A 13,507-nucleotide genomic window follows, 5' to 3' on the forward strand; every position below is an offset into this window, starting at 1 on the left:
TCAGCCGGGACGAAACAGGCATCATGCGTCACATGACATGGACCGCCCCGCAGATCACCCGCACCGACGAGCCGCCCGTCGCCGACGAGCGCATCCTGCTGGAGGGATTCCTGGACCGGCACCGGGCCACGCTGCTGCACAAGTGCGCCGGGCTCACCGGCGCGCAGTTGCACGAGGCGTCCGTCGCGCCGTCCACGCTCACCCTTCTCGGCCTGGTCCGGCACATGGCCGACGTGGAGCGGGTCTGGTTCCGCCGCCGGGTCCGCGGCGAAGCGGTCGCGTCGCTGTACGCCCACCCCGACGGCCGGGGCGGGGCCTCGTTCGACCTGGCCGATCCGGCCTTCGCGGAGGCCGACCTGGCCACGCTCGCCGCGGAGCAGCAGGCCTGCCGCGAGGCCGTCGCCGGGGCGTCGCTGGACGACACCTTCGTGCACGAGCGGACCCAGGAGACCATGTCGCTGCGCTGGGTGTACCTGCACATGATCGAGGAGTACGCCCGCCACAACGGCCACGCCGACCTGATCCGCGAGGCCGTCGACGGCGTCACCGGCGAGTGATGGTTAGGCTCGGAAGCGATCACTGAACGACCGGCTCAGGAGGCACGACCGTGTCCAGCGCCCCGCCCGCCGAGCCGTGGCGCGAGCGCCTGCACGCCGACTGCTCGCGCTGCTTCGCGCTGTGCTGCGTCGCGCCCGCGTTCGCCCGCTCCAGCGACTTCGCGATCGACAAACCGGCCGGTACGGCCTGCCCGAACCTGCAGGGTGACTTCCGCTGCGGCATCCACACCGGGTTGCGCGAGCGCGGTTTCGCCGGGTGCACCGTGTTCGACTGCTTCGGCGCGGGACAGCAGGTCGCCCAGGTGACGTTCGGCGGGCGGGACTGGCGTGCCGAGCCCGCGACGGCGAGGGACATGTTCGCCTCGTTCGCGGTCATGCGGCACCTGCACGAGCTGCTGTACTACCTGCACGAGGCGGTGTCGCTGCGGCCCGGCCAGGCGCTGGGCGCGGACCTGGCCCGGGTGCTGGCGCAGACCGCGCAGCTCACCCTCGGCACGCCCGCGGAGCTGGCCGCGCTCGATGTCGACGCGCGCCGCCGCGAGGCGGCCGACCTGCTGCGCCAGACCAGCGCGGCGGTACGCGGCCGGGCCGGGCGGCTCGGGCCCGACCGGTCCGGGGCCGAGCTGCTGGGCGCGGACCTGCGCGCGGCCGATCTGCGCCGGGCGAGCCTGCGCGGGACGTACCTGCTCGGGGCCGACCTGCGGGGCGCGGACCTGCGCGGGGCGGATCTGCTGGGCGCGGACCTGCGCGGAGCCGACCTGCGGGGCGCGGACCTCACCGGCTGCCTGTACCTGCTCCAGTCGCAGCTCGACGCGGCCCGCGGCGACCTGGGCACGCTGCTGCCGCCGACGCTGACCCGCCCCGCGCACTGGCCCGCCACGCACACGGCCACCGGCGACGCCGTCAGCCCGGCCCGCCCGTCGCGCGCCCGCCCCCGCCGCCGGTGAACTCCTGACCGACGGGGGGTGCCCCTCATGCCTTTCGGCAGGTGCGGGGGTACGCCGATCCGAGTGATCGTGAAGGGGCCCGGTGATCGTGTGAGGTCGCCGGCATCCGAACGAGGACACTCGGAGGTACCCAGATGGCTTTCATCCCGCGCCGCGTCGCCGCGTTCGCCGCACTCAGCGCCGCCGTCGCCGCCCCGCTGCTGATGCACGGCGCGCCCGCGCTCGCCGCGCCCGCCGCCGCGCCGGCCGCGATGAGCGCCGCCGCCCTCCCGGCCGGTGACTGGCTCGCGCCGACGACGGCCGGGCCGCGCGGCGGCGGCCTGGAGCCGTACCAGCTCCAGTGGAGCCGCAGCGCCGGCCAGTTCCCGGTGGTCGCCGGGGACGGGGTCGCGGTGACGGTCACCGACCGCCTCCAGGTGCGGGTGAGCCTCGCCGACCCGGCCCGCTGGGATGTTATGCGGCGTGCCGACCGGGAGCTGACCGCGCCGGCCGTGGTCCGGTTCTCCTTCGCCGACCAGCGCGACCACTTCACCGACCCGGCCCGCCCCGGTGTCGCCGTACGCCAGGTCGAGGTCGCCCTGCGCGCCGACGGCACCGCCACGGTGCCTGCGCTGACGGCGGCCAGCCGCCAGGGCGTGCTCTACGCGTCCGTCAACGCCGAGCAGGCTGGCGGGCGTGACATCGGCTACCACCGAGGGCCGCACTCGGCGTACACGGCGATCGCGCTGAAGGCGGCGGCGACCACGCGGACCGTGCCCGTGCCGGGGTTGTCGCAGCCGTCGACGGGCGACCACGCCGCCGCTCGTGCGAAGGCCGCCCAGCAGGCGGCGGAGCGTTCCGCGAAGCAGGCCCGCAAGCGGGCGGCCGAGGCGCGCCGCTCGGCGCAGAAGTCGGCAGCGCAGGCCCGTGAGCAGGCCGAGGACGCCAAGCGCGCCGCACAGCGGGCCGAGGAGTCCGCGAGCCGGGCCCAGGACCGTGCCCGACAGCTGACCAGCGACTGGCGTGGTGCCGCGGAGCACGTCGCCGACCAGGCGGCCGAGTCGGCCGACGCCCAGGTCGGCCGCTGACCCGACCAGTCACGGCGGGCCGTCCAGGTCCAGGGGTGTGCCGCGACCGCCTGCCGTGACCTCCGAGGCCCCGCCCACGCATGTCGTGGGCGGGGCCTCGGCTCGTACGCCTCCTGCCCGTGCCCGGCACGTGGGCCTGCGAACGCGACGGTGCTCGGCATAGCAGCAGGTCACCGGCGTGCCCTTCACTGCCGGGCGAGGTCAGGGGCGCACGGCTGTCCCGCCGGGTATGTCAGCCGCTACCCTCAGTGTGTGGACCGCCGCGATCGCCGCAGTGCCGCGCCCCCGAGTGCGCGGCCGGGCCGGCGTGCGCTGGTGGCCCCGGACCTGTCCGCGCTGCACGGCCCGACCTCCGGTGTCGCCGTCCTGCCGCACCGCCTGTTCTGGCAGGCCGACCGCCGCGTCGAGTTGGACAACCCGCACCTGCTGCAGTGGTTGTACGAGACCGTGCTGCGCGAGGCGAGCACCGTCGAGGAGCTGCGGGCCTGGCTCGACGGGGCGACCCTGGTCCGGCTGTGGCCGCAGCTGTTCCTGCCCCGCGGGGTGCGCCGGGCCTGGGAGGAGCGCCACCCGGCGCTGCGCGCCTCCGTCGCCGCCCGGTGACGGCGCGCCGATGACGGTCGAGGAACTGCAGGTCGAGGTCGCGCGGATCGCGCTGGGCGTGGCACAGGCGCACGGGTTCGCCCTCGGCGGCGGGCACGCGCTCAACCTGTACGGCATAGTGCACCGCGCGACCGAGGACGTGGACCTGTTCACCGACGTGGACGGCGGCGTGCGCGCCGCCGGTGCGCTGGTGGCGCGGGCGCTGGGCGCGGCCGGGCTGGACGTCGCGACGTACGGCGACGACCTGGGCGAGGTGTTCGGCGGCCTGGACGACGAGCTGGTCGAGTTCCAGATCACGCGCGACGACGCGGTGATGCGGCTGACCCTGGCCCGCTTCGACCGCAACCGCGGCACGGTCGTCATGGACATCGGCCCGGTGCTGCACGTCGAGGACGTCCTCGGCGGCAAGGTCGCGGCGCTGGCGACCCGGGCCGAGCCCCGCGACTACATCGACGTGGCGGGCGCGCTGCGCGACTACACCCGCGAGCAGCTCGTCGAGCTGGGCCTGCGTGCCGACCCGACCCTGTCCGACGAGGACTTCACCGCCGCGACGGCCCGCCTGGACCGCCTCACCGACGACGTCTGGCAACACCTCTACGGCCTGACCCCGCAGGCCTGCGCCACCGTCCGCGCCGCCTTCGCCGACTGGCCCCGCCCCTGACCGAGTCGGAGGAAGGGCGCCTTCTCAACGGACGTCCGTTGAGAAGGCGCCCTTCCTTACTTCCCGCACTGCCGGGCGCCGGGTCAGTGCGGTGGTTCGGGGTTGCGGATGCGGGCGACGAGCTGCTCCAGGGCGGCGATCTCCTGGCGGAGCGCGGTCGCGCCCTGGCGGGTCAGTTTCAGCCAGGTGCAGGGCTTGCGGCCCTCGTACCCCTTGCGGATCTCGACCAGCCCGGCCTCCTCCAGCACCCGCAGGTGGCGGCTCAGGTTGCCGTCGCTGAGCTGGAGCTGGTCGCGCAGCGTCGTGAAGGAGCACTCGGCCGTCTCGGCCAGCACGGCCATGATGCCCAGCCGGAAGCGCTGGTGGACGGTCTCGTCCAGAGCCAGCGCCGGATGCGTCGTGTCGTCGCCGGTCACCGCAGCCCGCCGCGGGTGCGTACAGCGCGCACCGCGGCGAAGACCAGCAGCGGCAGCGCGATCAGGATCAGCGTCGGTCCGGGGCGGTTGAGCCCGAACAGGGTCAGCTGGCCGCCCATCGCCGGACCCTCGAACCCGCTGAGCGCCCAGGCCTGCCAGCCGGCCAGCTGCCCCAGGCCCTGCGAGCACTGCCACCAGGTGATCGCGCCGACCCAGACGCCGGACAGTGCCACGGCCCGGCTGCGCTCGGCCCAGCCGAGCACCACGATCGCTAGCGCGATCGGCATCAGCGGCGTGAACAGCCCGAGCCTGATCTGGTCGAGAACCGGAACATCCACGTAGGACTTGACCAGGTCCGCGTCCTCGGGCCGCTCGATCGGCATGGCCGCGAGCACGGCCAGCGCGAGCAGGGCGCCCATGGCGGTGATCGCGAACCACCGCCAGGGCACCCGGACTCCTACACGGCGGGCGCGCCAGCGGTACCAGACGCCGATCAGCGCGATGGTGAGCGGCGTGCCGATGAACCAGAACAGGTACGAGGCCTGTTCGCTGCGTTGCGCGTCCGGCAGCCCCGCCCACCGGGAGGTGACGGCCAGCTGGTCGACCTGCGCGAACGGCACCTCGTACAGGCTGATGCTGGCGAGCAGCAGCACCGCCAGCGCGGCGACCGGGAACCACGCTCCGGCGTGCGCCTGCCTGCGGGCCTGCTCGCGGACTCTGCGCACCTCGTCGAGCATCTGCTCCGGGTACGCGGCCGTCGGTGTGGTCATCGACGAACTCCCCTCAACTGTGGCCAAGAACTTTGTAATGCAAAGTACACGGTCCACGCAAGGGACGCTGCCCGTTATCGGGGACCGTGGCGCTGCCGTGGTCGGGATCTCGCCGGTTCGACGCCAGTCGCTGCGCGGCCGCACCATCCCGGCGCGCGATGCCGGTGGGCATCGGCGATGCTGTGGGCATGGAGTACGTGTCCAGAGTGCCGCGACCGCCGCTGGACGGGCTGATCGACGACCTCTACTACCTGGAGGGCGCGGCGCCGTACGCCCGGCTGACGCTGCCGCCGATGCCCGGGGGTTTTCTCATCGTCAACCTCGGGGCGCCGTTCCGCATCCGCGCCGGCACCGACATCGAGACGGCCGAGTACGCCGACGGCTGCGTGGTCACCGTGCCCACCCGCGCGTTGGAGTTCGGCTACCCACCCCGGACCCGGTCCGTCGGCGTGCACTTCAAGTCGTGGGGACTGGCGCCCTTCCTGCCGATGCCCGCGGCCGAGCTGTGTGACCGGCCGGTGACGGTGGAGCAGGTCTGGGGCCGGCCCGCCACTGCGGAGCTGCGCGACCGGCTGGCCACGGCGGACGGACCGCACGAGATGCTGACGCTGCTCGAGGAGGAGCTGATGGGACGGCTGTGCGAGACCGCCGGCCTGGGGCTCGTCCGCCATACGAGCCGTGTCATCGCGGCGACCAGCGGGGCGGTGGCTATCGGCGACCTGACCGTGGCAGCCGGTGTCAGCAGCACTCATCTGGCGCAGCGGTTCAAGGAGCTCATCGGCGTCACGCCGAAGCGGCTGGCCCGCACCCACCGCTTCGCCGCCACCGTGCTCGCGATCAACCCCGCCGGACCGATCGACTGGGGCGACCTCGCCGGTGGCGCAGGCTACTTCGACCAGGCGCACTTCGGCCACGAGTTCCGGGAGTTCACCGGGCTCACGCCGACCCGGTACGTCGAAGTCCGGCGGCGGTTCCTGAGTGAACATCCCGGCCACGCGCTGGACGGCTGGCCGCTGCCGGCCGATTGATTTCTTACAAGAGCGCCAGCACCCGACACGCTAACTTGGGGGCACCCCGGAGCGAAGGAGGGCCCCATGGGCAAGGTGGTCATGTACAGCTCGGTGTCGGTGGACGGCTTCATAGCGGACGAGAACGACCAGCCCGGACCGCTGTTCGACTGGTTGTCCAGCGGTGACGTCCCGTTGGACGACAGCGGCGAGCTGAAGGTGTCGCAGACGTCCTACGACTACACCCGGCCGTATTGGGATCAGATCGGGGCGACGATCGTCGGTCGCCACGTCTTCGACATGACGGACGGCTGGGACGGGAAGCCTCCGGGCGGCATCGACCACGTGGTCGTCGTGACGCACCGGCCGAGGCCCGAGGGCTGGGACCCCGAGGCGCCGTTTCACTTCGTCGACGGCGTCGAGGCAGCCGTGGCCAAGGCGCAGGAACTCGCGGGTGACCGCATGGTCGAGGTCGCCGCGGGCGACGTCGGTGGACAGGTGCTCGCCGCGGGCCTGATCGACGAGGTGCGCATGGACGTCGTACCCGTCGTGTTCGGGTCCGGCAAGCGCTACTTCGGGTCGGTCCACGCGCAGCACCTGCTGGCGGATCCTGACGTGGTGATTCAGGGCAACCGGGTGCTTCACCTGCGCTATCGGGTGCGCCGTTGACCGAACTGAGCCGACACCTACCCGGGACCGACGCGCCAGCCACCATCCGACCAGCGACTACACCTCAACGGTGCGGAGCCCCTTTGTCGACTGCCGTCAGCGGTGCCCCGGCGCCGGGTAATCCGCGCGACGCGGTGCGTGCCGGCCACTAGCCTCAGCCGGTGACCGACGATCTACTGAGCCGCCTGGAACGCTTCTACGACGCCGTGCCCCGCGACCGGGCCGCCGTGGAACGCCACGGCGGCCTCGAGCTGTTCCTGCGGCAGGGCACGCCGTACCCCTTCTACGCCCGGCCGGTGCTGAGCGGTCCGCCCCCGACCGCGGCCGACATCGCCGCCGTACGCGCCCGCCAGCGCGAACTCGACGTGCCCGAGGCGTTCGAGTGGGTCCACGAGACCACCCCCGAGCTGCTGCCGCTCGCCGAAGCCGCCGGCCTGTCCGTGCTGCGCGCCCCGCTGCTCGTGCTCGACCCCGCCCGGCTCTCCGCCGCCACCGGCCCGGCCCGCATCATCGACGCGGACGCCCCGGACGCCGCCGCGGACCTGGCCGCCGTCGCCGCCGTGGCGCACATCGGCTTCGGCTCCCCGGGCACCGGGACCGGTGACGCCGGGCCGGCCGAGCGAGACGCCGCGCTGACCCTGCCCGACGCCGACGCGCTCGCCCGGCAGCTCGCCGACATCCGCAGCGGCGTACGCGCCAACGCCCTCGCCGAGCTGCCCGATCAGGGACCGGCGGCCAGCGGCATCTACCAGCGCGCAGGTGACGTCGCCGAGATCGCCGGGGTGGCCACGCTGCCCTCGGCGCGCCGCCGCGGCCTGGGCGGAGCGGTCACGGCGCTGCTCGCCCGGCACGCGCTGGAACAGGGCGTGGCCACCGTGTTCCTGTCGGCGGCATCCGAGGAGGTGGCCCGCGTGTACGAGCGGCAGGGCTTCGTCCGCGTCGCCACCGCCTGCATCGCCGACCCTCCCGCCTGACCACCCGCTCCGCGAGGATGGGAAGGGCACCTTCTACAACGCATGGCGATAAGAAGGTGCCCTTCCTTCGTCTCAGATGGGTTCGACGCCGGTGGGCAGGCGGGACCAGGCCGACTCCTCGTGCACATACGCCAGCAGCACCTCCCGCAGCGCCCGCGCCGCATGCGTGGGCGTCACGTCCCGCCGATGGGCCAGCGCGACGGTGCGCTGCACCCCGGGCGGGGCCAGCGGAGTGGACCGCAGCCGGGTGCGGCCGGACAGCACCAGCGAAGGCACCAGGGCCACGCCGAGGCCCGCTTCGACGAAGCCGAGCACGGCGTCCATCTCGCCGCCCTCGATCGCGAAGGTCGGGGTGAAGCCGGCGCGGCGGCACGCCTCCAGGGTGGTGTCGCGCAGGTCGTAGCCGGGCCGGAACATGACCAGCGGCTGGCCGTCCAGCTCGGACAGGCTCAGCGCCCCGGCCTCGGTGGGCGCGGGCAGCATGGCCGACGACGCGACGACGAGGCTCTCGCGCAGGATCGGCTCGGCCCGCAGCGCCGGGTCGGTGCCCTGGTCGGGCAGCACGATCAGGGCCAGGTCCAGGCCCCCGCGGGCGAGCTTGCCGACCAGGTCCTGCGACCCGCCCTCCTCCAGCATCAGGCGTACGCCCGGGTAGCCCTCCTGGTACCGCCGCAGCACCGGCGCGACCAGGCTGGTGCACAGGCTGGGCGTGGCGCCCAGGCGCAGCCGCCCGCGCCGCACCCCGATCAGCTCCTGGACCTCCAGCCGCGCCGTCTCGACGTCGGCGAGGATGCGCCGGGCACGGGGCAGCAGTGCCTCCCCGGCCGGGGTGAGCATGATGTTGCCGCGCGAGCGGGTGAACAGCGGCGCGCCCAGCTCGGTCTCCAGCACGTGGATCTGCTTGCTCAGCGACGGCTGGGTCACCCCGGCCTGTTCGGCCGCCTGGGTGAAGTGCCGGGTGTCGGCGACCGCGACGAAGTACTTGAGCTGCTGCAGCTGCATGCTCTATAGGCTAGAGCTATCGGAATCGGCGTTGCCATGCCCTCGACTGCCGGAAAGGTCCGTTTGCGCTGGCAGTGAGGTTGACCACGTGCTGAGGGATGGGTCACAAGGCGTTGCGTGGGTCTGGCCACGTCGCCGCTGCTGAACGTGATCTTTCAGCGCGCGTACAGGTGTGCAGCTGGTTTCCAGATAGCGCCAGGCTATCGACTCAGCGGGTCCCATGCATTGGACGCCTGATCCACTTCGCCCTAGCCTCCGAGGCGTGGCAGTAGCGAATCAGACCCTCTCCCGACCTGGACTTTTCCGTTCCACGGTCGGCCTCAAGGTCATCATGGCGATCTCGGGAACAGTTCTCGTGCTGTTCCTGCTCTTGCACATGATCGGCAACCTCAAGATCTTCTTTGGCGCGGAGGCGTTCGACCACTACGCGCACTGGCTGCGCGAGATCGGCGCTCCGCTGCTGCCGCACTCGGGCTTCCTCTGGATCCAGCGGGTCGGCCTGCTGGTCGCCCTGGGCCTGCACGTCTGGTCGGCCGCGGTGCTGACGATCCGCGCCCGCAAGGCCCGCCCGGTCAAGTACGCCCACCGCAAGCCGGTGCAGGGCAGCTACGCCGCGCGCACCATGCGGTGGGGCGGCGTCATCGTGTTCCTGTTCGTGGTCTACCACATCCTGGACCTGACCACCCGCACGTTCAACCCGGTCGCCGACACCAGCCAGGCCAATGCGGCCATCGTGCAGGGCTTCGCCCCCGGCCGCTGGTACGTCACCGCCTTCTACGTCCTGGCCGTGGTCACCCTCGGGTTCCACCTGCGCCACGGCATCTGGAGCGGGCTGCAGACCCTCGGCGTCAGCAACGCCCGCCGCGAGCGCGTGCTGCAGGGCACCGCGTTCGCCGTCGCCTTCGTGATCTGCGCGGGCTTCCTCGTCGTTCCGTTCGCCGTACTCACAGGGTTGGTGAAATGACCATGACGGACTACTACACCCTCGGTGACCCGGTCGCCGACACCAAGGCGCCCGACGGCCCGATCGAGACCCGCTGGGAGCGGCGACGCTTCGGCGCGAAGCTGGTCAATCCGGCCAACAAGCGCAAGCTCACCGTGCTCGTGGTCGGCACCGGCCTGGCCGGCGGCTCGGCCGCGGCGACCCTGGGCGAGCTGGGCTACCAGGTCAAGTCGTACTGCTACCAGGACTCCCCGCGCCGCGCGCACTCCATCGCGGCACAGGGCGGCATCAACGCGGCCAAGAACTACCGCAACGACGGCGACTCGGTGCACCGGCTGTTCTACGACACCGTCAAGGGCGGCGACTTCCGCAGCCGCGAGTCGAACGTGCACCGCCTGGCGCAGATCTCCACGCAGATCATCGACCAGTGCGTGGCGCAGGGCGTCCCGTTCGCCCGCGAGTACGGCGGCCTGCTCGACACCCGCTCCTTCGGCGGCGCGCAGGTCTCCCGCACCTTCTACGCCCGGGGCCAAACGGGCCAGCAGCTGCTGCTCGGCGCGTACCAGGCGCTGGAACGCCAGATCGCGGCCGGCACGGTGACGATGCACGACCGGCACGAGATGCTCGAACTGATCATCGTGGACGGCCGGGCCCGTGGCATCGTGGTGCGCGACCTGGTCACCGGCGAGATCAGCACCGAGTTCGCCGATGCGGTCGTGCTGGCCTCCGGCGGCTACGGCAACGTGTTCTTCCTGTCGACCAACGCCAAGGGCTGCAACGTCACCGCCTCCTGGCGGGCGCACCGCAAGGGCGCGCTGTTCGCCAACCCGTGCTACACGCAGATCCACCCGACGTGTATCCCGGTCTCCGGCGACCACCAGTCCAAGCTGACCCTGATGTCGGAGTCGCTGCGCAACGACGGCCGCGTGTGGGTCCCCAAGGCCAAGGGCGACGACCGCGTGCCGGCCGACATCCCCGAGGACGAGCGCGACTACTACCTGGAGCGCATCTACCCGGCGTTCGGCAACCTGGTGCCGCGTGACATCGCCTCGCGGGCCGCGAAGAACGTCTGCGACGAGGGCCGCGGCGTCGGCCCCGGCGGTCTGGGCGTGTACCTGGACTTCGCCGCCGCGATCGGCCGCCTGGGCCGCGACGCGGTGGAGGCCAAGTACGGCAACCTGTTCGAGATGTACGAGCGCATCACCGGCGAGGACCCGTACTCCACGCCGATGCGCATCTACCCGGCCGTGCACTACACCATGGGCGGCCTGTGGGTGGACTACGACCTGCAGTCGACCATCCCCGGCCTGTTCGTGATCGGCGAGGCTAACTTCTCCGACCACGGCGCCAACCGCCTGGGCGCGTCCGCGCTGATGCAGGGCCTGGCCGACGGCTACTTCGTGCTCCCGAACACCATCGGCGACTACCTGGCCGCGGGCCCGTTCCCGAAGCTCGACGGCGAGAACGCCGAGGTTGCCGAGGCCCGCAAGCTGGTCGAGGACCGTATCGAGAAGCTGCTGTCGATCAACGGTGACCGCACCGTCGACTCCATCCACCGCGAGCTGGGCCGCATCATGTGGGAGTACTGCGGCATGGAGCGCACCGACGCCGGCCTGCGCAAGGCGATCAGCGAGATCCGCGAGCTGAAGGCCGAGTTCTGGCAGCGGGCCAAGGTGCCCGGCGACGGCGAGGGCCTCAACCAGTCCCTGGAGCGGGCCGGCCGGGTGGCCGACTTCTTCGAGCTGGCCGAGCTGATGTGCATCGACGCGCTGCACCGCGAGGAGTCCTGCGGCGGTCACTTCCGCGCCGAGAGCCAGACCGAGGAGGGCGAGGCCGAGCGCGACGACGAGCGCTTCAGCTACGTCGCGGCCTGGGAGTTCGGCGGCGACCTGCCGGTCCTCCACAAGGAGGAACTGACCTTCGACTACGTACACCCGAGCCAGCGGAGCTACAAGTGACCGAGAAGCTGATGAGCCTGAAGCTGCGCATCTGGCGGCAGGCCGACGCGGCGGACAAGGGCAGCATGGTGACCTACCAGCTGCAGAACGTCTCCCCGGACATGTCGTTCCTCGAGATGCTCGACGTGCTCAACGAGCGGCTGACCCTCGACGGCGAGGACCCGGTCGCGTTCGACCACGACTGCCGTGAGGGCATCTGCGGCATGTGCAGCCTGGTCATCAACGGGATCCCGCACGGCCCGGAGAAGGCGACCACCACCTGCCAGCTGCACATGCGGCACTTCTCCGACGGCCAGACGATCGACATCGAGCCGTGGCGGGCCGCCGCGTTCCCGGTCGTCAAGGACCTGGTCGTGGACCGCCGCGCCTTCGACAAGATCATCCAGGCGGGCGGGTACATCTCCGCGCCGACCGGCTCCGCGCCCGACGCGCACGCCACCCCGGTGCCCAAGGCCGACGCAGACCTCGCCTTCGAGGCCGCGACCTGCATCGGCTGCGGGGCTTGCGTCGCCGCGTGCCCGAACGGCTCGGGCATGCTGTTCACCGCCGCGAAGATCACCCACCTGGGCCTGATGCCGCAGGGCCAGCCGGAGCGCAACACCCGCGTCATCGACATGATCAACGCACATGACGAGGCCGGCTTCGGCGGCTGCACCAACACCGGCGAGTGCACCTCGGTCTGCCCGAAGGGCATCCCCCTGGAGACGATCTCCCGCCTCAACAAGGACTACCGCCAGGCCCTCCGCGCCGCCAGCTGAGTTCTTGAACGAAGGAAGGGCGCCTTCTTAACGGACGTCCGTTAAGAAGGCGCCCTTCCTTCGTTGTCGGCCTGCGCGGCGCTGGTCAGCGGACCGCGAGCCAGATCGCCCAGCCCAGCAGCCCCAGCAGCAACAACCCACCCGCCCGCCGCGTATGCAGGAACGCGATCGGCGCCCACCACAGCGGCCACACCGGGTTCTCGGCCGGCGGCTCGGCGGGCACCGGCTGGTCGAACGCCCGCACCACCTTGACCAGCATCGGCACCGCGAGCACCACGAGCAGCGCGGGCCACGGCAGCGCCTGCGCCGCCACCAGCCCGGCCACGCCCACGTAGAACGCGATCATCATGGCCTGGGTCAGGCGCTTGGCGGCCCGCTCGCCGATCAGCACCGGAAACGTCTTCGTCCCCGCCGGCCCGTCGTAGGGCAGCTTGTCGATATGCTTGGCCATCAGCACCGTCGTCGGCAGCAGCGCGTACACCGTCGCAGCGGCCAGGACCTGCCACGGCAGCGTGCCGGTGCCCGCGTAGTACACCCCGCCGACCATCAACGGACCCCAGGTGAGCAGCACGTCCAGCTCGCCCAGGCCGATCTTCTTCAACCGCAGCGGCGGCGCCGTGTACGCGTACGACAGGAACAGCCCGCCGACCGCGAACGCCACGATCCACCAGTCCTGCCGCACCACCAGCGTGACCATGATGGCGAGGTCGACGACCTGGCACAGCAGGATGCCCGCGACCAGCTGCTTCTTGGTGACCAGCCCGGCCAGGATCGGATGCGGGGCGTACAGCGCCCGCGGGTAGTCCGCCGTGTCGTTGCCGACCTCGGTGTCCGCCAGGTCGTTCATCAGGTTGTTCGCCAGGTGCGCGACGACGATGCCGACCACGGCCAGAGTCACGTTCAGCCAGTCGACGGCGGCGTCGGACACCGCCGCCAGCAGCACCGCCATCAGACCCGACGTCAGCGTCATCGGCAGCACCCCGGCCCGGGTCACCACCAGCCAGCGGGTCACCCCGTCCACCACGCCCTGTTCGGGCGGGTTCGTGGTGAGGAACGCGTACCGCCACGCCGCCAGGCGCGCCTTGAGCGGAAGCGAAGAAGTCTCAGCCGTCACGGCCGGACTGTACCGCCGCAGGCCGCCACGGGTACACGGTCCGCCGCGGCCTGCGTCGAAA

General features: G+C 72.0%; 15 protein-coding genes. 11 read left to right on the plus strand and 4 right to left on the minus strand.

Annotated features, from left to right (window positions below; genetic code table 11):
* The first annotated feature begins 32 nt into the window (after nt 1-32).
* The 5 genes from F6W97_RS03855 to F6W97_RS03875 all read left to right on the plus strand — a co-directional run bounded on the left by F6W97_RS03855 (nt 33) and on the right by F6W97_RS03875 (nt 3,835).
* Nucleotides 33-557, plus strand: a complete 525-nt coding sequence (locus tag F6W97_RS03855) for a DinB family protein (protein ID WP_155368674.1) — start codon at nt 33-35, stop codon at nt 555-557.
* Nucleotides 558-607: 50 nt separating this feature from the next.
* Nucleotides 608-1,504 carry a pentapeptide repeat-containing protein gene (locus F6W97_RS03860; protein WP_155368675.1) on the plus strand — a complete coding sequence of 299 codons (897 nt, stop codon included), beginning with the start codon at nt 608-610 and terminating at the stop codon, nt 1,502-1,504.
* A 134-nt stretch (nt 1,505-1,638) separates the two neighbouring features.
* A complete protein-coding gene (locus F6W97_RS03865) occupies nt 1,639-2,571 on the plus strand; it encodes a hypothetical protein (RefSeq protein ID WP_155368676.1) in 933 nt (310 codons plus the stop codon).
* Nucleotides 2,572-2,823: 252 nt separating this feature from the next.
* On the plus strand, nt 2,824-3,174 hold the full coding sequence (locus F6W97_RS03870; RefSeq protein WP_155368677.1) for a hypothetical protein: 351 nt from the start codon (nt 2,824-2,826) through the stop codon (nt 3,172-3,174).
* A 10-nt stretch (nt 3,175-3,184) separates the two neighbouring features.
* Nucleotides 3,185-3,835, plus strand: coding sequence for a nucleotidyl transferase AbiEii/AbiGii toxin family protein (locus F6W97_RS03875; RefSeq protein ID WP_155368678.1), 651 nt, complete (start codon nt 3,185-3,187; stop codon nt 3,833-3,835).
* An 83-nt stretch (nt 3,836-3,918) separates the two neighbouring features.
* Here the strand turns inward: F6W97_RS03875 and F6W97_RS03880 are convergent, their stop codons facing one another.
* Together F6W97_RS03880 and F6W97_RS03885 are read right to left on the minus strand one after the other, a co-directional pair.
* Nucleotides 3,919-4,251 carry a winged helix-turn-helix domain-containing protein gene (locus F6W97_RS03880; protein ID WP_230686385.1) on the minus strand — a complete coding sequence of 111 codons (333 nt, stop codon included), beginning with the start codon at nt 4,249-4,251 and terminating at the stop codon, nt 3,919-3,921.
* Nucleotides 4,248-5,021 (minus strand): hypothetical protein, encoded by a 774-nt coding sequence (locus tag F6W97_RS03885; RefSeq protein ID WP_155368679.1) that lies wholly within the window; start codon nt 5,019-5,021, stop codon nt 4,248-4,250. The genes F6W97_RS03880 and F6W97_RS03885 overlap by 4 nt, the downstream gene beginning before the upstream one ends.
* A 188-nt stretch (nt 5,022-5,209) precedes the next feature.
* Here F6W97_RS03885 and F6W97_RS03890 point away from each other — a divergent pair, with 188 nt between their 5' ends.
* The 3 genes from F6W97_RS03890 to F6W97_RS03900 all read left to right on the plus strand — a co-directional run bounded on the left by F6W97_RS03890 (nt 5,210) and on the right by F6W97_RS03900 (nt 7,671).
* A complete protein-coding gene (locus tag F6W97_RS03890; RefSeq protein WP_155368680.1) occupies nt 5,210-6,049 on the plus strand; it encodes a helix-turn-helix domain-containing protein in 840 nt (279 codons plus the stop codon).
* Between the two features lie 66 nt (nt 6,050-6,115).
* A complete protein-coding gene (locus tag F6W97_RS03895) occupies nt 6,116-6,697 on the plus strand; it encodes a dihydrofolate reductase family protein (RefSeq protein WP_155368681.1) in 582 nt (193 codons plus the stop codon).
* Nucleotides 6,698-6,858: 161 nt separating this feature from the next.
* On the plus strand, nt 6,859-7,671 hold the full coding sequence (locus F6W97_RS03900) for a GNAT family N-acetyltransferase (protein WP_155368682.1): 813 nt from the start codon (nt 6,859-6,861) through the stop codon (nt 7,669-7,671).
* A 72-nt stretch (nt 7,672-7,743) separates the two neighbouring features.
* On the opposite strand, the gene F6W97_RS03905 is transcribed toward F6W97_RS03900, so the two are convergent.
* Complete coding sequence (locus F6W97_RS03905) at nt 7,744-8,673, minus strand: LysR family transcriptional regulator (RefSeq protein WP_155368683.1); 930 nt, start codon at nt 8,671-8,673, stop codon at nt 7,744-7,746.
* Between the two features lie 331 nt (nt 8,674-9,004).
* Here F6W97_RS03905 and F6W97_RS03910 point away from each other — a divergent pair, with 331 nt between their 5' ends.
* From F6W97_RS03910 to F6W97_RS03920, 3 genes are read left to right on the plus strand one after another with little or no spacing between them, the layout of a single operon-like run.
* Complete coding sequence (locus tag F6W97_RS03910; protein WP_230686407.1) at nt 9,005-9,637, plus strand: succinate dehydrogenase cytochrome b subunit; 633 nt, start codon at nt 9,005-9,007, stop codon at nt 9,635-9,637.
* Nucleotides 9,634-11,574, plus strand: coding sequence for a fumarate reductase/succinate dehydrogenase flavoprotein subunit (locus F6W97_RS03915; protein WP_196278962.1), 1,941 nt, complete (start codon nt 9,634-9,636; stop codon nt 11,572-11,574). The genes F6W97_RS03910 and F6W97_RS03915 overlap by 4 nt, the downstream gene beginning before the upstream one ends.
* A gap of 11 nt (nt 11,575-11,585) precedes the next feature.
* Nucleotides 11,586-12,332 carry a succinate dehydrogenase/fumarate reductase iron-sulfur subunit gene (locus tag F6W97_RS03920; protein WP_155368838.1) on the plus strand — a complete coding sequence of 249 codons (747 nt, stop codon included), beginning with the start codon at nt 11,586-11,588 and terminating at the stop codon, nt 12,330-12,332.
* An 85-nt stretch (nt 12,333-12,417) separates the two neighbouring features.
* Here the strand turns inward: F6W97_RS03920 and F6W97_RS03925 are convergent, their stop codons facing one another.
* A complete protein-coding gene (locus F6W97_RS03925) occupies nt 12,418-13,446 on the minus strand; it encodes a prenyltransferase (protein ID WP_230686386.1) in 1,029 nt (342 codons plus the stop codon).
* Between the last annotated feature and the right edge of the window lie 61 nt (nt 13,447-13,507).

Source organism: Catellatospora vulcania (assembly GCF_009720385.1).
GTDB classification, from domain to species: Bacteria; Actinomycetota; Actinomycetes; order Mycobacteriales; family Micromonosporaceae; genus Catellatospora; species Catellatospora vulcania.